We start from the raw sequence: 20,689 nt of genomic DNA on the forward strand, positions 1-20,689 counted from the left end.
ACACCTCGGCTTGCGGCCCCCGGGGCGGTTCGCCAGCCGCGATGGCATTCAATCACTTACCGGCAGGCGTGCACGACGCCTTGGCCCCATTGTCCGTCACTCCAGTGACACACTCGGTCCCGATGGCCATAAATCACCGATCCGATCGACCCTCGGTTCCGGCCGCGTCCGGGTTCTCTCCGGGCACGGTCCTGGACCGGCTCGCCTCCGGGCCGAGCCGGGCTTCGCGCATCACTCATACGGAGCACTTGCCCCCGCGCGCGGGTCGGCATGCCGTCTGGCCTGACCGGATTCGTTCGGAAGTCGTGGCGGCCGTGCGGGACTACGGGATCGACCACCCCTGGGAACACCAGGCACTGGCCGCCGAGCACGCCCTGGACGGCGACTCGGTGGTGGTCGCCACCGGTACCGCCTCCGGCAAGTCCCTGGCCTATCTGGTACCGGTCCTGTCCACCCTCCTGGACGGCTCCGAGGCCGCCAACGGCCGTGGCGCCACCGCCCTCTACCTCGCGCCCACCAAGGCCCTCGCGGCCGACCAGTGCCGTTCCGTGAAGGAACTTTCACAACCGCTCGGCAATTCGGTGCGTCCCGCGGTCTACGACGGCGACACCCCGTACGAGGAACGGGAGTGGATCCGCCAGTACGCCAACTACGTGCTCACCAACCCGGACATGCTGCACCGCGGGATCCTCCCCGGGCACCCGCGCTGGTCCTCCTTCCTGAAGTCGCTGAAGTACGTCGTCGTCGACGAATGCCACACCTACCGGGGCGTCTTCGGCTCGCACGTCGCCCAGGTGCTGCGCCGGCTGCGCCGCCTGTGCGCCCGCTACGGCGCCTCCCCGGTCTTCCTGCTGGCCTCCGCGACCGCCGCCGAGCCGGCCGTGGCCGCCGGGCGCCTGACCGGCCTGCCGGTCGTGGAGATCGCCGACGACGCCTCCCCGCGCGGCGAGCTGGTCTTCGCCCTGTGGGAGCCGCCGCTGACCGAGCTGCACGGCGAGAAGGGCGCCCCGGTCCGCCGTACCGCCACCGCCGAGACCGCCGACCTGCTGACCGACCTCGCCGTGCAGGGGGTGCGCTCGGTCGCCTTCGTGCGCTCCAGACGCGGGGCGGAGCTGATCTCCGTCATCACCCAGGAACGGCTGGCCGAGGTCGACCGTTCCCTCGCCCGGCGTGTCGCGGCCTACCGCGGGGGCTACCTCCCCGAGGAGCGGCGCGCCCTGGAGCAGGCACTGCACTCCGGGGAGCTCCTCGGACTGGCCGCCACAACGGCCCTGGAGCTGGGTGTGGACGTCTCCGGGCTGGACGCCGTACTGATCGCCGGGTACCCGGGTACGAGGGCCTCTGTGTGGCAGCAGGCGGGTCGGGCGGGCCGCTCCGGCCAGGGGGCCCTCGCCGTGCTGGTCGCCCGGGACGACCCGCTGGACACCTTCCTGGTCCATCATCCCGAGGCCCTGTTCGACCAACCGGTGGAATCGACCGTCCTCGACCCCGACAACCCGTACGTCCTCGCCCCGCACCTGTGCGCCGCCGCGGCCGAGATCCCGCTCACCGACGACGACCTCGCCCTCTTCGGCCCCGCCTGCGAGGAGCTGCTGCCGCAGCTGGAGGCCGCGAAGCTGCTGCGCCGCCGTACCAAGGCCTGGCACTGGACCCGGCGGGAGCGGGCCGCCGAGCTGACCGACATCCGCGGCGAGGGCGGCCGTCCGGTCCAGGTCGTCGAGGCGGGCACGGGACGCCTGCTCGGCACGGTGGACGCGAGCGCCGCCCACTCCACCGTCCACGAGGGCGCGGTCCACCTGCACCAGGGCCGCACCTACCTCGTACGCTCCCTCGACCTGGAGGACTCGGTCGCCCTGGTCGAACAGGCCGAGCCGCCGTACTCCACGGTCGCCCGCGACACGACCGCGATCTCCGTCCTGGAGACCGACACCGAGATCCCCTGGGGCGACGGGCGCCTCTGCTACGGCTCCGTCGAGGTCACCAACCAGGTGGTCTCCTTCCTCCGCCGCCGGCTCATCACCGGCGAGGTCCTCGGCGAGTCGAAACTCGACCTCCCTCCGCGTACGTTGCGCACCCGCGCGGTGTGGTGGACGGTCACCGAGGACCAGCTCGACGAGGCCCGGATCAACCCGGAGATCCTCGGCGGCGCCCTGCACGCCGCCGAACACGCCTCCATCGGCCTGCTCCCGCTCTTCGCCACCTGCGACCGCTGGGACATCGGCGGTGTCTCCATCCCGCTGCACCCCGACACACTCCTGCCGACCGTCTTCGTCTACGACGGCCACCCGGGCGGCGCGGGCTTCGCGGAGCGCGCCTTCCACACGGCCCGCACCTGGCTCACGGCGACGCGGGAGGCGATCGCCGCGTGCGAGTGCGAGGCCGGGTGCCCGTCGTGCATCCAGTCACCCAAGTGCGGCAACGGGAACGAGCCCTTGCACAAGCGGGGGGCGGTGCGGTTGCTCACGGTGCTGTTGAAGGGGGCGCCGGGGTAGGCAGGTGGGTCGGTGCGGGCCGGTGGGGGCTGGTGGCGCAGTTCCCCGCGCCCCTTTGGGGCGCGTTGCAGGTGTCGTTCGTCGAGAGGGTCGCCGGGCCTGCTCTGGCCCGGACCTCCGCCGTGAACGGCCCTCCTCCGGAGGCCACCGTCACATCCGCGACATCCCCGACGAGCACGCACCGCGTCAGCCGGGTGCCCTGCGCCCGGGCCACGCCGTCGGCCCTGGAGCAGGCCGCTTCCTGCCCCTCGGCCCAGTGGTCCGCCGCCGCGAGCGCGGCCATGTCGGCACCACCGGCCGCGCGGTGCCGGACCGCGACGGCCTGTCCGAGGCCGAGCACCACCCCGAACACCACGCAGAGAACCGTGATGGCCCCGACGCTCCAGACAGTGGCAGAACCTTGATCACGCCCCCCGCTGCAACGCGCCCCGCGGGGGCGCGGGGCTGTGGCATTTGCGGCTCCGCCGCGTGGGCGCGACCAGCCCCCACGCAGCCGCAGCCACCCGACCACCGCACGCCCCCTCACGGCCCCTCCACCAACGCCACCGCCGACTCCCCGACCTCGAACGGCAACCCGCCCAGCACCGGTGGCCTCGCCACCACCGTCACCCGCACCAGGTCCCCCTCCCGGCCCACGCTCACCGTCGCCCCCTCCGGCGCCGCCTCCTTCGTCACCGCGATCACCGCGTCCTCGGCGTCCTGCCGCGCGGCGGCCCGCGCCCCGGTGCGGGCGGCGTCCACGCACCGGATCTGGGCGGCCACCGTCAGCAGCCCCCACACCAGCGCCATCGTGAACGCCACCAGCACCGGCAGCACCACGGCCGCCTCCGCCGTCACGAACCCCCGGTCCGCGCCGCGCCCCCGCTCACATCCGCGCACTGAGGGCTCGTTTCACGATGTCCTGCAACTCCGCGCTGACCTGACCACTGGTCACGACCGCGTAGAGGACCGCCGCGAACCCGACCGCGGCGATGATCCCCATCGCGTACTCGGACGTGACCATGCCCGCGTCCCCGCACAGCAGCTTCCGCATCTTCTCGACCTTCTGGTACATCCCCGCTCCTTCGACTCCGTTGACATCAGTTCCTGTTGACGAGCCCGCTGTCGCCCCTGTCATCCAGCACCCCCTCGCATCACCCCGCCGGCCAGCCCGATCACCACGGGCAGCACGCCCACCGCGATGAAGGCGGGGAGGAAGCACAGCCCCACCGGCGCGGAGATCAGCACCGCCGCTCCGCGCGCCCGCGCGGTCGCGTTCCGGGTCCACTCCGCGCGGGCGTCCGAGGCGAGCCGGGCGACCGGGGCGGCGGCCGGCAGCCCGGACTCGTCGGCGCGCTCCAGCAGCCGGGCCAGGGCCGCGGCGCCCGGAAGCGCCGCCAACCTCCGCCACGCCTTGGCCGGTTCGCCGCCCAGCCGTACCTCGGCCGCGCCCCGCGCGAGCCCCGCGCCGACCGGTCCGCCCAGGGCTTCTCCGACGGCCTGGGCGGCGACCACGGGACCGGCCCCGGCCGCGATACAGGCCGCCAGGAGGTCGGAGGCGAGCGGGAGTTGGCGCGCGGCCTCGGCCGCCTCCGCCTGCGCCGCCCGGGCCCCGTCGCCCTCCCTGCCGCGCCACTGCCAGAGCCCCACCGCGACGGCCAGCCCCAGCAGCGCGCCGACAGCCCCGCCGACCAGCACCCAGCCGCCGCACACCGCCCCGATGCCCGGCAGCCAGCCGCGGACGGCACCCCGGACGCCGGACCGCCGTGCCGCCATGTCCTCGGACCGCCGCACGGCCAGGTCCAGGGCCAGCAGTTCGGCCACCCTGCGCCGGACCCGGCGCCCGCGCCGCGCCCTCTCCAGCCGCCACGCCGACCAGCCCAGGGCCAGCAGCACCGCGACCGTCACCCCCAGCCTGTGGACAACCTCCGCGCTCACGCCGTCTCAGCTCCCCGCACGATCCGGGCCGCCCACCACATCCCGGCACCCTCGAACACCGCGCCCACGGCCAGGCAGCCCAGCCCGGCCCCGGTGTGCAGCAGCACCCGCAGCGGGTCGGCGCCCATGGCCGAGCCGAGCAGCAGGCCGAGGACGGGCAGCGCGGCGAGCAGCACCGCGGTGGCCCGGGCGCCCGACAACTGGGCGCGCAGATCCGCACGTTGGTCCCGCTCGGCACGGAGCGCCGCGTCCAGCCGGTCCAGGCCGGCGGCCAGCCCCGCACCCTGGTCGACGGCCACCCGCCAGCAGGCCGCGAGCCCCAGCAGACCGTCGGCGCCCGGCTGCCGTGCGGCCGCCGCGAGCGCACCCGGCACGTCCCCGCCGAAGCGGGCCGCCGCGACCACGGCCGCCCGGGCCTCGCCGAGCCCGCCGGAGTCCCGTGCGGCGCGCAGCAGCGCCTCACCGGGCTGCCGTCCCGCGCGCACCTCACCGGCAAGTGCCCCGCAGAGCCCGATCACCGCGTCGGCGCGCGCCTCCCGGGCCCGCCGCTCCTGGCGGGCCAGCCGCACCCGGCGCAGTACCGGCACCCCGGCCGCCCCCGCGAGCAGCGGAATCGCCGAGGCGGCCAGAAGGGCGAGCGCGGCACCGACGGCCAGGGCCCACCACTCGCCCCGCCAACGGCCGCGCAGCCGCCGCAGCTCCCCGACCGTCCGCTGCCAGGAGGGTGGTCCGGTGGCCACCACCCCACCCCCCGCGAGCAACAGCCGGGCCCGCCGCACCTCGCGCTGCCGCTCGGCCAGCAGCCATGCCATGACCCCACCGCAGACCACGGCCGCACCGACCGTCGTCTCGATCTCACCCATCACCCACGCCCCTTCCAACTCATCGATCACTTCCGCCACTTCCGCCGCTTCCGGGCAGATCACTCGGCCACTTCGGGCCCACCGGCAGATCGGATGGCCTCACAGGTCCCCGACGTCGCCTCGCAGCAGCTCCCGCAGCCGCTCCCACCCCCGCTCCCGCGCGAACGCCTCCTCGCCCCAGCGCAGCGCCGGTACCGTCCGCACCAGCCCCGAGGGATCCCGTTCCAGCACATGCACCTCAGCGATACGCCGTCGGCCCGCGCGGTCGCGCACGAGGTGCAGCACCACCGAGAGCGCGGCCGCCAACTGGCTGTGCAGGGCGGCCCGGTCAAGTCCGGCGGCGGTGCCGAGGGCCTCCAGGCGGGCCGGTACGTCCGCGGCCGCGTTGGCGTGGACCGTGCCGCAACCGCCCTCGTGGCCGGTGTTGAGCGCGGCCAGCAGATGGACGACCTCGGGTCCGCGCACCTCGCCGACGACCAGCCGGTCGGGGCGCATCCGCAGTGCCTGCCGGACCAGGTCCTCCAGGGTGACCAGGCCGGCGCCCTCCTGGTTGGCGGGTCTGGTCTCCAGCCGCACGACATGCGGGTGTTCGGGCCTGAGTTCCGCCGAGTCCTCGGCCAGCACGATCCGCTCCCCCGGTCCGACCAGGCCGAGCAGGGCACTCAGCAGGGTCGTCTTGCCGGTGCCGGTGCCGCCGCTGACCAGGAAGGAGAGCCTGGCGGCCAGCAGGGCGCGCAGGATCCGGTCGCCGCCGGGCGGTACGGTCCCGGCCGCCACTAGTTCGTCGAGCGTGAAGGCCCGGGGCCGTGCCACCCGCAGGGACAGACAGGTGCAGCCGACCGCCACCGGGGGCAGGACCGCGTGCAGCCGGGTGCCGTCGGGCAGCCGGGCGTCCGTCCAGGGCCGTGCGTCGTCCAGGCGCCGGCCGGCCACCGCGGCCAGCCGCTGCGCGAGGCGTCGTACCGCCGCCGCGTCCGGGAAGGCGACCCGGGTCAGTTCCAGGCCGCCGCCGCGGTCCACCCAGACCCGGTCGGGGGCCGTCACCAGCACGTCGGTGACCAGGGGGTCGGTGAGCAGGGGCTCCAGCGGGCCGCTGCCGACCAGTTCGGAGCGCAACCGCTCGGCCGCGCCGAGGACCTCGGCGTCGCCGAGCACCCGGCCCTGCTCGCGCAGCGCCTGCGCCACACGCGCGGGCGTCGGTTCGGCGCCGCTCTCGGCGAGCCAGCGCCGTACCCCGTCGAGCAGGGCCGGGCCGTCGGCGAGCCGGGCCGGGCCGTCGGCGCCCGCCGTGCCGGGCCTCATACGCCACCCGCCTCGACCAGCGTCCGCTCCCAGAAGTCCTTGCAGAAGCGGGCCAGCGGTCCGCGTGCGGCGGAGCCGGGCGGTTTGCGGTTCGGGCGGGCCAGGCCCGGTTCGACGGGCACCTCGCCGGCCAGGGGGAGGCCGAGCAGCCGGGCCACCTCGCGGTCGTCCAGTCCGGGCGCGTACGGCCCCCGTACCGCCACCCGCAGATCGCGGACGACCATGCCGACGGTGGCCGACACCCGGCCGGCGGCCGCGATCGCGCGGAGTTCGGCGGGGACCACGAGGACGGCGAGGTCGAGCTGGGTGAGGACCTCGGCGACCTCGTCGTCCAGGCGGCGCGGCAGGTCGACGACGACCGTGCCGCCGCGCCGACGGGCGGCCGCGAGTACCGCGCGGACGGCGGGCGGCGGGATCGCCACGCTGTCGCCGCGGTCCCAGCTGAGGATCCGCAGCGAGTGCAGTTCGGGCAGCGACTCCTCCAGTGCGCCGCTGCCGAGCCGGCCGCGCGAGGCGGCGAAGGCGGGCCAGCGCAGTCCCTCGGCGGTCTCGCAGCCGAGGAGTACGTCGAGTCCGCCGCCCAGCGGATCCGCGTCCACGAGGAGGGTGCGCAGTCCCTCCCGCGCGGAGGTGACGGCGAGCGCACAGGCCAGCGTGGAGGCGCCGGCCCCGCCCCGGCCGCCGATGACCCCGACGGTGAGGGCCGGGCGGCCCACGCCCTCGACGACGTCGGCGATCCGGTCCACGAGCCACTGCTCGCCGTCGGGCAGCATCAGGACGTGGTCCGCGCCGATCTCCACGGCCCGTTTCCAGACATCCGGGTCGTCCTGGTCCTGGCCGACGAGCACCACCCCGCGTCGGCGCGCGGCCCCGCGGACCCGCCGCGCGGCGTCGTCGCCGACCAGGACGAGCGGGGCGGACTCCCAGCCGCCGCCGCGTTCGGGTACCCCGTGGTGGACCTCGGGCCGGGCGCCGGCCGCCGCGCACAGGCGCAACAGGTCGTCGAGGAGTTCGGCGTCCTCGGTGACGATCATCGGGCGTCCGGGCCGTCCTGATGGGGCGGACGGCGGTTCGTGGGTGACAGTTCCGGCCACGTGAGCTTCCCCCTTGGCTGTGTTCTCGCGCGCGGCCCCTGCGGCCCCGCGATTCCCAAACGTGTGGAGAACCGGCAAGCGGCCTCCATATGCACGGCCGACAGAAACCGGCCATTGGCGCCCGGCAATCGGAACCGGCCATGAACTCGCCGCCGCCGGAGCGCGCAGGAATCACGGTGCAGCGAACCCGGAAAACGTGTGGATCTTGGTCCAAAACTGTGGACAACTCGGCGGTTGTGAATATCGCTGTCACCCATACCGGTGAGGCCCGTTCCAGGGTCTGTGCGACTTCCACAGCGCAGCGTCACGACTACCCAGCGTGACGGATCATGGGCATGCGAGAGGGGCGACCGAAGCCGCCGGACCTAGGCCTCACGGCCCGCGAGAGAGGAGGAAAACCCACCCGGACATGCGACGACCCCCACCGGGGGGGAGAGTGGGGGTCGTCTTCACGGCCGACTCGGGGGGGGGAGGAGCCGGGCCGCGTTAGCACGGTCGCGAACGATCCGTGACTTCCATGGTGTACCCGAGAGCCCTCTCAGGCAAACCCACGCGCCCCACCTTACGCCGAATGGTGGGCGCCTATGCTCGGGGTCGTGGAAAACCACTCCTTGCCCCGCACAGCAGCCTTCTTTGACCTGGACAAGACGGTCATTGCGAAGTCGAGCACGCTCACGTTCAGCAAGTCGTTCTACCAAGGCGGTCTGATCAACCGCAGGGCGGCGCTGCGCAACGCGTACTCCCAGTTCGTGTTCCTGGTCGGCGGTATGGACCACGACCAGATGGAGCGCACGCGCGCGTACCTCTCCTCCCTCGTCCGTGGCTGGAATGTCCAGCAGGTCAAGGAGATCGTCGCCGAGACCCTGCACGACCTGATCGACCCGATCATCTACGACGAGGCCGCCTCCCTCATCGAGGAGCACCACAAGGCCGGCCGGGACGTCGTCATCGTGTCCACCTCGGGCGCCGAGGTGGTCGAGCCGATCGGTGAACTCCTGGGCGCCGACCGGGTGGTGGCCACCCGCATGGTCGTCGGCGAGGACGGCTGCTACACGGGCGAGGTGGAGTACTACGCGTACGGCCCGACGAAGGCCGAGGCCGTACGCGAGCTGGCCGCCTCCGAGGGGTACGACCTCGACCGCTGCCACGCCTACAGCGACTCGGCGACGGACCTCCCGATGCTCCAGGCCGTCGGGCATCCGCACGCCGTGAACCCGGACCGGGCGCTGCGCCGCGAGGCCCTGGCGCGCGGCTGGCCGATCCTGGACTTCAACCGTCCGGTACGGCTCAAGCAGCGGATCTCCGCGCCCCCGCGTCCGGCCCTGGTCGCCGCGGCCGCCATAGGGGCGGCGGCCGCCACCGCGGGCCTGGTCTGGTACGCGAGCCGGCGCCGGAACTCGGTCGCCTGAACCGGCCGTCCGGCACCCCCGGTGACCCGTTCGGCCTAACGGCGCCCTTTTAGTGCGTCTTTGAACCTAAAAGTAAAGAACTGCAGGCAGGGGTTCCGCTTGCTCGGGGCTTGCAGTACAAAGGGGTTAGCGGCCCGCGAGACCTAAGGACATCCGAGAGGATCACCTTTAAAACGCATTCGGCCCCACGGACCCAGCATGGACACCGAGCACCCACGCGACGTCGACCCGTCGATTACGGGCCAGCCGCACCAGGTGACGGGCAAAGCACCCGACCTGATGGGCAACATATCGAGGACGCTTGGTAACCCGGTGAACATGCCAGCGGCGGTACGACTCCTCGTACCGCCGCAACCCTTTTCCGAAGCCTTCCCGCGCCGGTTTCAGGCCGCTCCGCGCTGCAGCGCCTCGCACACCGCCGTCGACTCGCGCACGCCCAGCCCGACCGCCCGGCCGCAGTGCGCGATCCAGGCCGCCATGCCCTCCGGAGTGCCGGAGACGTACCCGTCGAGAGCCGCCAGGTAGGAGGCCCGGCCCAGCTCGGCGTGGCCGACCTCGGCGGGGCAGATCGCCTTGGGGTCGAGGCCGCTGCCGATCAGCACGATCCGCTCGGCCGCCCGCGCGACCAGCCCGTTGTACGAGGTGAAGGGGCGCAGCGCGAGCAGCTCGCCGTGCACCACGGCGGCCGTCACCAGCGCGGGCGCCTCCGTCCCCGCGATGATCAGGTCGGCCAGCCCTTCGAGGCGGCCCGACACCTCGGCCGCGCCCGGCAGCGGCAGCTCGATCAGCGGCTCGTCGACGGTCTCGCCGGCCTGCCGCGGGCGTCCGACCTCGTCGCCGTCGGTCGCGGCCGCCACCAGGTGCAGCCGGGCCAGGACCCGCAGCGGCGACTGCCGCCAGACGGAGAGCAGTTGACCCGCCTCCGCGGTCAGCCGCAGAGCCGCGCCCACCACGCGCGCGTCCTCGTCGACGCCGAAGTCGGAGCGCCGGCGGACCTCCTCCAGCGCCCAGTCGGCACCGGAGAGCGCCGCGCTGCCCCGCGCGCCGCGCAGCGCGGCCTCGGAGGTGACGGCGTTGCTGCGGCGCCGCATCACCCGGTGGCCGTAGACCCGGTCCACGGCCTTGCGCACGGACTCCACGGACTCGGCCACCGAGGGCAGCGAGCCCAGCGCCGCGAGCGGATCGGCGGTCGCACCTGTCGTACTCATGAGTACGACCCTACGCACCCCGCCCTCCCCCTCCACGAAGGAGTGGTCTTCTTCACTCCATCTGACACATACAGCTATCACCCGACTACCCTTCGTGAACATGAAAATTGCTTTCGTCGGAAAGGGCGGCAGCGGCAAGACCACGCTCTCCTCCCTGTTCATCCGCCATCTCGCGGCCGGCGGCGCGCCGGTCGTCGCCGTCGACGCCGACATCAACCAGCACCTGGGCCCCGCGCTCGGCCTCGACGAGGCGGAGTCGGCGGCACTGCCCGCGATGGGCGAGCGGCTCTCCCTGATCAAGGACCACCTGCGGGGCCACAACCCGCGGATCGCCTCCGCCGCGACGATGATCAAGACCACCCCGCCCGGCGAGGGCTCGCGGCTGGTCCGGGTGCGGGAGCCCAACGCGGTGTACGACGCCTGCGCGCGGCCGGTGGAACTCGACGGCGGCGCCGTCCGTTTGATGGTCACCGGGCCCTTCACGGAGGCCGACCTGGGGGTCTCCTGCTACCACTCCAAGACGGGAGCGGTGGAGCTGTTCCTGAACCACCTCGTCGACGGCCCCGACGAGTACGTCGTGGTCGACATGACGGCGGGTTCGGACTCCTTCGCCTCCGGCATGTTCACCCGCTTCGACATCACGTTCCTCGTCGCCGAGCCGACCCGGAAGGGGGTCTCCGTCTACCGCCAGTACAAGGAGTACGCCCGGGACTTCGGCGTCGTGCTGAAGGTGATCGGCAACAAGGTGCAGGGGCAGGACGACCTCGACTTCCTGCGCGCCGAGGTCGGGGACGACCTGCTGGTGACGGTCGGGCACTCGGACTGGGTGCGCGCCATGGAGAAGGGCCGCCCGCCCCGGTTCGACCTCCTGGAGGACGACAACGCCCGCGCCCTGCGCACCCTGAAGATCGCCACCGATGCGACCCACGAGCTGCGGGACTGGGAGCGCTACACCCGGCAGATGGTCCACTTCCATCTGAAGAACGCCCTGTCCTGGGGGAACGAGCGCACCGGGGCCGACCTGGCGGCACAGATCGACCCCGGTTTCGTGCTCGGCGAGGGGGTGGCGGCGCCCGCCTGACGAAGGCGCCGCCCGGTTCCGCTACTGCTTGACCGCCGGCGCCCCGGGCACCCCCTTCGGGGCCGGGGCGGGGCGGCCGGACAGGAAGGACGCCCAGCCCGGCCGCGGGGCCTCGCCCACGTTCAGGGTGCGCAGCTTCGCCAGGACCTTCGGGTCCTGGGCGTCCAGCCAGTCGGCCAGCTGGTGGAAGGAGACACAGCGCACCTCGGGCTTGTTGCACACGTCCTGGACGACCTCGTCGAGGGCACGCATGTACGTGCCGCCGTTCCAGGACTCGAAGTGGTTGCCGATGACCATCGGCGCGCGGTTGCCGTTGTAGGCCCGGTTGAAGCCCTGGAGCAGCCCGTCCCGCATCTGGTCGCCCCAGTAGTCGTACATGTCGGGGTCGCCCTGGGTCGAGGTGCCGGACTGGTTGACCATGAAGTTGTAGTCCATGGTCAACTGCTCGTAGGTGTGGCCGGGGAAGGGGACGAGCTGCATCGACAGGTCCCACAGCCCTTCCCGCTTCTTGGGCCAGACCTGGTCGTTGACGCCACTGGTGTCGTAGCGGAAGCCCAACTGGCTCGCCGCCTTCACGAAGTTCTTCTGGCCTTCCAGGCAGGGGGTGCGGGCGCCGATCAGCTCCTTGTCGTAGTCGAAGGGCAGCGGGGCGGCGTTCTTCATGCCGGTGTTGGTCTTCCAGGTCTCCACGAACCGCTTGGCCTGGGCGATCTCGCTCTTCCACTCGGCCACCGACCACTCGCCGACACCCCCGTCGGGGCCGCAGAAGTGCCCGTTGAAGTGGGTGCCGATCTCGTTGCCCTCCAGCCAGGCCAGCCGTACCTGCTTGGCCGTGTCGGCGATGCCCTGCTGGTCGTTGAAGCCGATCTCGGAACTGCCGGGCGAGTGCTGCGGGGGCCGGTAGAGGTCACGTTTCTCCTCGGGCAGCATGTAGACACCGCTGAGGAAGTACGTCATGTTCGCGTTGTTCTCCTTGGAGACCTTGCGGAAGTGCGAGAACAGCTTCTGGCTGTCCTCGCCCGCGCCGTCCCAGGAGAAGACCACGAACTGCGGAGGCTTCTCACCTGGCTTGAGCCGCTCGGGCTGGGGCTGATGCGGCTGCGCCCCGGTGTACGCGGTGGAACCGTCGCCGATCAGACGGACCACACTCTGGGGCGCCGGCGCTCCTTTCTGCGGCCCGGACGCCCCTTCCTCGGACTTGGTGCCGCTCGCGCAACCGGCCAGCGACGCGGCACAGGCCGCGGCGGCGGCCACGGCGCCGACAGCCATCCTCTGGGTGGCGGCCAATTCCGCTCACCTTCTTCCTTCTCTCGGCAAACGCCGGTGACGGCGTTTTCTGGCGATGTGCCGGGTATGTGCCGACAGCGCCGCCAAGGTCGCATAGGACCGAGAGAGGGATTAATACGACAAGCCGATGAACTGCTCACTTCACCCATCGAGGTGAATCGGTGCCCCGTTTGCCCGGAAAATCCATGCCTGACCTTTACTCGCCATTACGATTCGTTTACCGAGCGTTGAATCATCCCGCCGCTGCACGCCGTGCCCCACGGCCGCGACCGAGCCCCCGCCCCGCGAGGGCACCCCCTGATCCGCGACCGCGCCGCCCCGGAGGAGACGGGAAACATGTCATCAGCCTGCGTACCCACCCACCCCGAGAGCCCGGGCCTCGCCCGCGCCGGAGCCGCAAGTCCCCGCAGCACCACGGCAACCGGCCGACCGCAGAGCCCGCCCGCGCCCCCGCGCCGCCGCCGCTTCCGCGTCGAGAGCGCCGACCTGTCCGCGTCCGTCGCGGTGTTCCTGATCGCCCTTCCGCTCTCCCTCGGCATCGCCCTCGCCACCGGCGCCCCGCTCCAGGCCGGCCTGGTCGCCGCGGCCGTCGGCGGGCTGGTCGCCGGGCGGCTCGGCGGCTGCCCGCTCCAGGTCAGCGGCCCCGCCGCCGGACTCACCGTGGTCACCGCCGACCTGATCCACCGGTACGGCTGGCGGACCACCTGCGGCATCACCGTCCTCGCCGGGCTGGCCCAGCTGGGCCTGGGCTGCCTGCGCGTGGCCCGCACCGCGCTCGCCGTCAGCCCCGCCGTGGTGCACGGCATGCTCGCCGGCATCGGCGTCACCATCGCCGTCGCCCAGCTGCACATCGTGCTCGGCGGCAACCCGCAGAGTTCGGTCCTCGCCAACGTCCGGGCGCTGCCCGCCCAGTTGGCCCACCTGCACCCGGCCGCCGTGGCGATGAGCACGCTGACCCTGGCCCTGCTCCTCGGCTGGCCCCGGATCCCCGGCGCCCCGGGCCGCCGGCTGCGCACGGTCCCGGCCGCCCTGGTCGCCGTCACCGGTGCCACCGCGACCGCCTCGCTCACCGGGCTCACCCTGCCGAGGGTCGACCTGCCGTCCTGGAGCAGCCATGCCCTGGCGGGGCTGCCCGAGGGGCCGGTGCTCGGCATCGCCGCCGCCGTGCTCACCACCACGCTGGTGTGCAGCGTGCAGTCGCTGCTGGGCGCGGTCGCGGTGGACAAGCTGGTCGCCGGGCGCACCGGCCCGCAGTCCCGGGTCGGCCGCTCCGACCTGGACCGCGAGCTGCTCGGCCAGGGCGCGGCCAACATCGTCTCCGGGGCACTCGGCGGACTGCCGGTCGCCGGGGTCGCGGTGCGCAGTTCGGCGAATGTGAGATCCGGTGCCGTCAGCCGGAACTCCACGATGCTGCACGGCGTTCTCGTAGTAGTCGCCGCGCTGCTGATGGTCCCGCTCCTGGACCTCATCCCGCTCGCCTCGCTCGCCGCCCTGGTGATGGCCGTCGGCATCCAGATGGTGTCCCTGCACCACATCCGCACGGTGACCCGCCACCGCGAAGTACTGGTGTACGCCGTCACCACACTCGGCGTGGTTCTCCTCGGCGTCCTGGAGGGCGTGGTCCTCGGGGTCGCCGTGGCCGTCGCCCTCGCCCTGCACCGCCTCGCCCGCACCCGCATCACCCATGAGGAGAAGGGAGGAGTCCACTACATCCATGTCAGAGGACAGCTGACGTTCCTCGCGGTTCCCCGGCTCAGCAGAGCCCTGCATCTCGTACCCCAAGGCGCCCACGCCGTGGTGGAGTTGGACGGTTCGTTCATGGACCACGCGGCGTACGAGTCACTGCAGGACTGGCGCAAGGCCCACACCGCGCAGGGCGGCTCCGCCGAACTCACCGGCTGCCGCGCGGGTATCCGCTCACCGGAGTACGGCCACCGCCCGGAACACGGCCCACGTGCCGAGCACCGCGCGGGCCAGGGCCACCGAGCGGGTCACAGCCACCGAGCGGGCCTGGTCAGGTCGGGCCTGGCCCGCTGGGCCGACGGCAGACCGGCCGACGGGACACCGGTCGACGGGACACCGGTCGACGGCGGTCCGGTCGGCTCCGGGCATGAACTCGCCCGTGGGATCAGCGCGTTCCAGCGTGAGACCGCGCCCCTGGTGCGGGACGAGCTGGCCCGGCTGGCGCGCGAGGGGCAGCGGCCCTCGCAGCTCTTCCTCACCTGCGCGGACTCCCGGCTCGTCACCTCGATGATCACCTCCAGTGGACCGGGTGACCTGTTCGTGGTCCGCAACGTCGGCAACCTGGTCCCCCTTCCGGGTGAGGAGAACGGCGACGACTCGGTGGCGGCGGCGATCGAATACGCGGTGGACGTGCTGAAGGTGCGGTCCATCACGGTGTGCGGGCACTCCGGGTGCGGGGCGATGCAGGCGCTGCTGACCTCGGGGTCCGGGGAGGAGGGGACGACCCCGCTCGGGCGGTGGCTGCGGCACGGCGAGCCGAGCCTGGCGCGGGTGGCCGACGACAGCCGTCCCTGGGTCCGGCTGGCCGGGCGGGCGCCGGCGGACGAGGTGGAGCAGCTCTGCCTGACCAATGTGGTCCAGCAGTTGGAGCATCTGCGGGCACACGACTCGGTGGCCCGGGCGCTGGCCGCGGGGGCGCTGGAGCTGCACGGGATGTACTTCCATGTGGGCGAGGCCCAGGCGTATCTGCTGGGCCGGCCCGAGGGGGATGAGGAGGGAGCGGTGTTCGAGGGGGTGCCGGGCGCGGAGGAGTTGCGCAGCCCGGCCTGAGAAGGGGCGACGGGCCCGCCGGGAGCCGACAGGTCTAAACCAATATTCCGACGGCCCTTGTCACCGGACCCCTGGGTCTGATGAGCTGTGTGGTCTGGGACACAACGGACACCCTTCGAAAGGGAGATGTCGTGAGCAACGAAAGCCTGGCCAACCTCTTGAGGGAGGAGCGACGCTTCGCGCCGCCCGCCGACCTGGCCGAGAACGCCAACGTCGGGGCCGAGGCGTACGAAGAGGCCAAGGCTGACAGGCTCGGCTTCTGGGCCGCGCAGGCCCGTCGGCTGACCTGGGCCAAGGAGCCGACGGAGACGCTGGACTGGTCGAACCCGCCGTTCGCCAAGTGGTTCAAGGACGGCGAACTCAATGTCGCGTACAACTGCGTGGACCGGCACGTGGAGGCCGGGAACGGCGACCGGGTCGCCATCCACTTCGAGGGCGAGCCCGGCGACAGCCGTGCGATCACCTACGCCGAGCTGAAGGACGAGGTCTCCAGGGCGGCGAACGCGCTGCTGGAACTCGGGGTCCGGCAGGGCGACCGGGTCGCGATCTACATGCCGATGATCCCGGAGACGGCGGTCGCGATGCTCGCCTGCGCCCGGATCGGTGCCGCGCACTCCGTGGTCTTCGGCGGTTTCTCGGCGGACGCGCTGGCCACCCGCATCCAGGACGCGGACGCCAAGGTCGTCATCACCTCCGACGGCGGCTACCGGCGCGGCAAGCCGTCCGCGCTGAAGCCTGCCGTGGACGAGGCGATCGGCAAGGTGGACAACGTCGAGCACGTGCTGGTCGTACGGCGCACCGGGCAGGAAGTGGCCTGGGACGGCGCGCGGGACGTGTGGTGGCACGAGATCGTCGAGCGGCAGTCGGCCGAGCACACGCCGGAGGCCTTCGACGCCGAGCACCCGCTGTTCATCCTCTACACGTCCGGTACGACGGGTAAGCCGAAGGGCATCCTGCACACCTCGGGCGGCTACCTCACCCAGGCGTCGTACACCCACTGGGCGGTCTTCGACCTCAAGCCGGAGACGGACGTGTACTGGTGCACGGCCGACGTCGGCTGGGTGACCGGCCACTCGTACATCGTGTACGGGCCGCTGGCCAACGGCGCGACGCAGGTGATGTACGAGGGCACCCCGGACACCCCGCACCAGGGCCGGTTCTGGGAGATCGTGCAGAAGTACGGGGTGACGATCCTGTACACAGCGCCCACCGCGATCCGGACGTTCATGAAGTGGGGCGACGACATCCCCGCCAAGTTCGACCTGAGCAGCCTGCGGGTGCTCGGTTCGGTGGGCGAGCCGATCAACCCCGAGGCGTGGATCTGGTACCGCAAGCACATCGGCGCCGACCGGACGCCGATCGTGGACACCTGGTGGCAGACCGAGACCGGCGCGATGATGATCTCCCCGCTGCCGGGCGTCACCGCGACCAAGCCCGGTTCGGCGCAGACCCCGCTGCCCGGCATCTCGGCGACCGTCGTCGACGACGAGGCGCACGAGGTGCCCAACGGCGGAGGCGGCTACCTGGTGCTGACCGAGCCGTGGCCGTCGATGCTGCGCACCATCTGGGGCGACGACCAGCGGTTCCTGGACACGTACTGGTCCCGCTTCGAGGGCAAGTACTTCGCCGGTGACGGCGCGAAGAAGGACGACGACGGCGACATCTGGCTGCTCGGCCGGGTGGACGACGTCATGCTCGTCTCCGGGCACAACATCTCCACCACCGAGGTGGAGTCGGCGCTCGTCTCCCACCCGTCGGTCGCCGAGGCGGCCGTGGTGGGTGCGGCGGACGAGACGACCGGGCAGGCGATCGTCGCCTTCGTGATCCTGCGCGGCACGGCGAACGCCGAGGACGAGGGCCTGGTCAACGAGTTGCGCAACCACGTCGGCGCCACGCTCGGCCCGATCGCCAAGCCCAAGCGGGTGCTGCCGGTGGCGGAGCTGCCGAAGACCCGCTCCGGCAAGATCATGCGCCGGCTGCTGCGCGATGTCGCCGAGAACCGCCAGCTCGGTGACGTCACGACGCTGACGGACTCCACGGTCATGGACCTCATCCAGGCGAAGCTCCCGGCGGCGCCCAGCGAGGACTGACCCGCAGGAGCACGGCCCGAGAGGCGCCCGGCGCGAAGCGCGCCGGGCGCCTCTTTTGCGCCTACCGTGAATCCCACCTGGCACTTCCGGCCATACCTTAGGTAAACTAAGCAAAGCAGCGTGATCCTCAGGGTGTGCCGGGAAGTCTGGTCGGCAAGTAGCTCCGTCCTGCCCACCGACCGGAGGTCCCCGTGTCCGCGCCCCGCACCAGCCCCGCCCGCAAGGTCCTCGGGCGGCTCTCGCTGCCCGAGCGGACCTTCGTCGCGGACGCGCTGCGGACCGAGACCGTCGGCGGCGTGCTGCTGCTGATCGCCGCGATCGCCGCCCTGGTCTGGGCGAACATCCCCGCGCTGCGGCACAGCTACGAGAGCGTCAGCCACTTCCACTTCGGCCCCGAGGCCCTCGGCCTGAACCTCTCCGTCGCCCACTGGGCCGCGGACGGGCTGCTCGCGGTCTTCTTCTTCGTCGCCGGCATCGAGCTCAAACGGGAGCTGGTGGCCGGCGATCTCAAGGACCCCAGGGCCGCGGTCCTGCCGGTCGTCGCCGCGCTGTGCGGAATGGCCGTACCGGCGCTCGTCTACACCCTCACCACCCTCACCGGCGGCGGCGACACCCACGGCTGGGCGGTGCCCACCGCCACCGACATCGCCTTCGCGCTGGCCGTGCTCGCGGTCATCGGAACGTCCCTGCCCAGTGCCCTGCGCGCCTTCCTGCTCACCCTCGCGGTCGTCGACGACCTGTTCGCGATCCTGATCATCGCGATCTTCTTCACCGAGCGGATCGACTTCGCCGCGCTCGGCGGTGCGGTCCTCGGCCTCGCCGTCTTCTGGCTGCTGCTACGCAAGGGCGTGCGCGGCTGGTACGTGTACGTCCCGCTCACGGTCGTCGTCTGGGCGCTGATGTACAACAGCGGGGTCCACGCGACCATCGCCGGTGTCGCCATGGGCCTGATGCTGCGCTGCACCACCCGCGAGGGCGAGGAGCACTCCCCCGGCGAGCACCTGGAGCATCTGGTGCGCCCGCTGTCGGCGGGGCTGGCCGTGCCCCTGTTCGCGCTCTTCAGCGCCGGTGTGAAGGTGTCCGGAGGGGCGCTCGGGGACGTGTTCCGCGAGCCCGAGACGCTCGGGGTCGTCCTCGGGCTGGTCGTCGGCAAGACGGTCGGGATCTTCGGCGGCACCTGGCTGACCGTCCGCTTCACCCGGGCCTCGCTCAGCGAGGACCTCGCCTGGGCCGACGTCTTCGCGGTCGCCTCGCTCGCCGGCATCGGCTTCACCGTGTCGCTGCTCATCGGCGAACTGGCCTTCGCGGGCGACACCGTGCTCACGGACGAGGTCAAGGCCTCCGTCCTCACCGGATCGCTCATCGCGGCCCTGTGCGCCACCGTGTTGCTGAAGATACGCAACGCCCGTTACCGCCGCCTGGTCGAGGCCGAGGAACGGGACGACGACCTCGACGGCATCCCGGACGTCTACGAGCAGGACGACCCGGCGTACCACCTGCGGATGGCGGAGATATACGACCGCAAGGCCGCCGAGCACCGCCGTATCGCCGCCGAGAAGGCGGCCCGGCAGGCCGCCGGATAGGGCCCGGCGGGCGCGACGCGCCTGCCGAAGTGCCGGGCGGGGCAGGCGAGCAGGGCGGCCGTCCGGCATGATCTGACGAGACGGTACAAAAGACGATGACAAGTACGCAGAGGGAGACCGCGATGAGCGCACCCGACGGCAGCCCGGTCGGTGCCGAACGCAGCATCGGCCAGCTGTTCGCCTCGGCGACCGCCGAGATGTCGGCGCTGGTGCACGACGAGATCGCGCTGGCCAAGGCCCAGCTGAAGCAGGACGTCAAGCGGGGCGCGACCAGCGGTGGCGCGTTCACGGTGGCGGCCGTGCTACTGCTGTTCTCCCTGCCGATGCTCAACTTCGCGCTGGCGTACGGCATTCGGACCTGGAGCCACTGGAACCTGGCGATCTGCTTCCTGCTCTCCTTCGCGGCGAACGTCCTGGTGGCCGTCGTCCTCGTGCTGATCGGCGTGCTGTTCGCGAAGAAGGCCAAGCAGGGCAAGGGCCCGCAGAAGGTGGCCGCGTCGATGAAGGAGACGGCGGGCGTGCTGCAGAACGCCAAGCCGCATCCGCGTCCGGAACTGCCCAGGGATGACGTGCCGGCCATCGAGGCTGTGGCACGCTCGACCTCATGACGGATCCCGCTCCCTCGGCCGTACGGCTGGAGGGCCCCTGGACGCACCGGGACGTCGCCGCGAACGGCGCCCGGTTCCACATCGCCGAGCTCGGCGACGGCCCGCTGGTCATGCTGGTACACGGCTTCCCCGAGTTCTGGTGGACCTGGCGGCACCAGCTGGTCGCGCTGGCCGACGCGGGTTTCCGGGCCGTCGCCATGGACCTGCGCGGTGTCGGCGGCAGCGACCGCACCCCGCGCGGCTACGACCCGGCCAACCTCGCGCTCGACATCACCGGCGTGATCCGCTCCCTGGGCGAGCCGGACGCCGCGCTGGTCGGCCACGACCTGGGCGGCTATCTGGCGTGGACGGCCGCCGCGATGCGGCCCAAGCTGGTCCGGCGCCTCGCGGTCGTGTCCATGCCGCACCCGCGGCGCTGGCGCGCGGCGATGCTGCGGGACCGCCGGCAGTCCGCCGCCGCCTCCTACATCTGGGGCTTCCAGCGGCCCTGGATCCCCGAGCGCCAGCTCGTCGCCGACGACGGCGCGCTGGTCGGCCGGCTGATCCGGGACTGGTCCGGGCCGCGGCTGCCCGAGGACAAGACCGTGCAGACGTATCAGCGGGCGATGTGCATCCCCTCCACCGCGCACTGCTCGATCGAGCCGTACCGCTGGCTGGTGCGCTCGCTGGCGCGCCCCGACGGCATCCAGTTCAACCGGCGGATGAAGCGGCCGGTGCGCGTCCCGACGCTCCATCTGCACGGCTCCCTGGACCCGGTGGCCCGTACCCGCAGCGCGGCCGGCTCCGGCGAGTACGTCGAAGCGCCGTACCGCTGGCGGCTGTTCGACGGTCTCGGGCACTTCCCGCACGAGGAGGACCCGGTCGCGTTCTCCGCCGAACTGGTCAACTGGCTGAAGGACCCCGAACCCGATCGGTGACCGCGCCGACGCGCCCGGTATCCGGAGCTGCACACCTGTTCTACG

General features: G+C 72.4%; 16 protein-coding genes and 1 pseudogene. 8 read left to right on the forward strand and 9 right to left on the reverse strand.

The features are described 5' to 3' along the window. Positions 1–41 precede the first annotated feature (41 nt). Positions 42–2,492 (forward strand): DEAD/DEAH box helicase, encoded by a 2,451-nt coding sequence (locus ACGFZS_RS06885; protein WP_393794196.1) that lies wholly within the window; start codon positions 42–44, stop codon positions 2,490–2,492. Here ACGFZS_RS06885 and ACGFZS_RS06890 read toward each other — a convergent pair. The 7 genes from ACGFZS_RS06890 to ssd form a co-directional block, all read right to left on the reverse strand. Beyond that, a complete protein-coding gene (locus ACGFZS_RS06890) occupies positions 2,461–2,847 on the reverse strand; it encodes an Rv3654c family TadE-like protein (protein ID WP_393794197.1) in 387 nt (128 codons plus the stop codon). The two genes, ACGFZS_RS06885 and ACGFZS_RS06890, sit on opposite strands and share 32 nt — an antisense overlap. Positions 2,848–3,014: 167 nt before the next feature. Further along, a complete protein-coding gene (locus ACGFZS_RS06895) occupies positions 3,015–3,329 on the reverse strand; it encodes a TadE family type IV pilus minor pilin (RefSeq protein ID WP_393660092.1) in 315 nt (104 codons plus the stop codon). Between the two features lie 28 nt (positions 3,330–3,357). Continuing rightward, on the reverse strand, positions 3,358–3,546 hold the full coding sequence (locus ACGFZS_RS06900; protein WP_365679726.1) for a DUF4244 domain-containing protein: 189 nt from the start codon (positions 3,544–3,546) through the stop codon (positions 3,358–3,360). 59 nt (positions 3,547–3,605) lie between these two features. After that, entirely contained in the window at positions 3,606–4,409 is an 804-nt protein-coding gene (locus ACGFZS_RS06905; RefSeq protein ID WP_393794198.1) for a type II secretion system F family protein, read from the reverse strand. Next, on the reverse strand, positions 4,406–5,272 hold the full coding sequence (locus ACGFZS_RS06910; protein WP_393794199.1) for a type II secretion system F family protein: 867 nt from the start codon (positions 5,270–5,272) through the stop codon (positions 4,406–4,408). Before ACGFZS_RS06910 ends, ACGFZS_RS06905 begins: the two co-directional genes overlap by 4 nt. Positions 5,273–5,371: 99 nt before the next feature. After that, a complete protein-coding gene (locus ACGFZS_RS06915; protein WP_393794200.1) occupies positions 5,372–6,574 on the reverse strand; it encodes a TadA family conjugal transfer-associated ATPase in 1,203 nt (400 codons plus the stop codon). Next, a complete protein-coding gene (gene ssd / locus ACGFZS_RS06920; RefSeq protein ID WP_393794201.1) occupies positions 6,571–7,608 on the reverse strand; it encodes a septum site-determining protein Ssd in 1,038 nt (345 codons plus the stop codon). The genes ACGFZS_RS06915 and ssd overlap by 4 nt, the downstream gene beginning before the upstream one ends. Positions 7,609–8,252: 644 nt before the next feature. On the opposite strand from ssd, the gene ACGFZS_RS06925 reads away from it, so the two are divergent. Further along, positions 8,253–9,077, forward strand: a complete 825-nt coding sequence (locus ACGFZS_RS06925; protein WP_359206131.1) for an HAD family hydrolase — start codon at positions 8,253–8,255, stop codon at positions 9,075–9,077. Positions 9,078–9,460: 383 nt separating this feature from the next. Here the strand turns inward: ACGFZS_RS06925 and ACGFZS_RS06930 are convergent, their stop codons facing one another. After that, complete coding sequence (locus ACGFZS_RS06930; RefSeq protein ID WP_355725024.1) at positions 9,461–10,285, reverse strand: oxidoreductase; 825 nt, start codon at positions 10,283–10,285, stop codon at positions 9,461–9,463. A gap of 100 nt (positions 10,286–10,385) precedes the next feature. On the opposite strand from ACGFZS_RS06930, the gene ACGFZS_RS06935 reads away from it, so the two are divergent. Then, positions 10,386–11,366, forward strand: a complete 981-nt coding sequence (locus tag ACGFZS_RS06935) for an ATP-binding protein (RefSeq protein ID WP_393794202.1) — start codon at positions 10,386–10,388, stop codon at positions 11,364–11,366. 21 nt (positions 11,367–11,387) lie between these two features. Here the strand turns inward: ACGFZS_RS06935 and ACGFZS_RS06940 are convergent, their stop codons facing one another. Continuing rightward, positions 11,388–12,653 (reverse strand): hypothetical protein, encoded by a 1,266-nt coding sequence (locus ACGFZS_RS06940; protein WP_393536989.1) that lies wholly within the window; start codon positions 12,651–12,653, stop codon positions 11,388–11,390. 336 nt (positions 12,654–12,989) lie between these two features. On the opposite strand from ACGFZS_RS06940, the gene ACGFZS_RS06945 reads away from it, so the two are divergent. From ACGFZS_RS06945 to ACGFZS_RS06965, 5 genes and pseudogenes are all read left to right on the forward strand, one after another. Beyond that, complete coding sequence (locus ACGFZS_RS06945; RefSeq protein ID WP_393794203.1) at positions 12,990–15,446, forward strand: bifunctional SulP family inorganic anion transporter/carbonic anhydrase; 2,457 nt, start codon at positions 12,990–12,992, stop codon at positions 15,444–15,446. Between the two features lie 131 nt (positions 15,447–15,577). Then, positions 15,578–17,536 carry an acetate--CoA ligase gene (gene acs, locus ACGFZS_RS06950; RefSeq protein WP_393794204.1) on the forward strand — a complete coding sequence of 653 codons (1,959 nt, stop codon included), beginning with the start codon at positions 15,578–15,580 and terminating at the stop codon, positions 17,534–17,536. 191 nt (positions 17,537–17,727) lie between these two features. Then, positions 17,728–19,190, forward strand: a pseudogene (nhaA, locus tag ACGFZS_RS06955) (Na+/H+ antiporter NhaA). Positions 19,191–19,241: 51 nt separating this feature from the next. Continuing rightward, positions 19,242–19,727, forward strand: a complete 486-nt coding sequence (locus ACGFZS_RS06960; protein WP_393660103.1) for a phage holin family protein — start codon at positions 19,242–19,244, stop codon at positions 19,725–19,727. After that, on the forward strand, positions 19,724–20,644 hold the full coding sequence (locus ACGFZS_RS06965; RefSeq protein WP_393794205.1) for an alpha/beta fold hydrolase: 921 nt from the start codon (positions 19,724–19,726) through the stop codon (positions 20,642–20,644). The genes ACGFZS_RS06960 and ACGFZS_RS06965 overlap by 4 nt, the downstream gene beginning before the upstream one ends. Positions 20,645–20,689: the final 45 nt, after the last annotated feature.

The sequence above is a fragment of the Streptomyces sp. NPDC048288 genome (assembly GCF_043201555.1).
GTDB lineage: Bacteria > Actinomycetota > Actinomycetes > Streptomycetales > Streptomycetaceae > Streptomyces.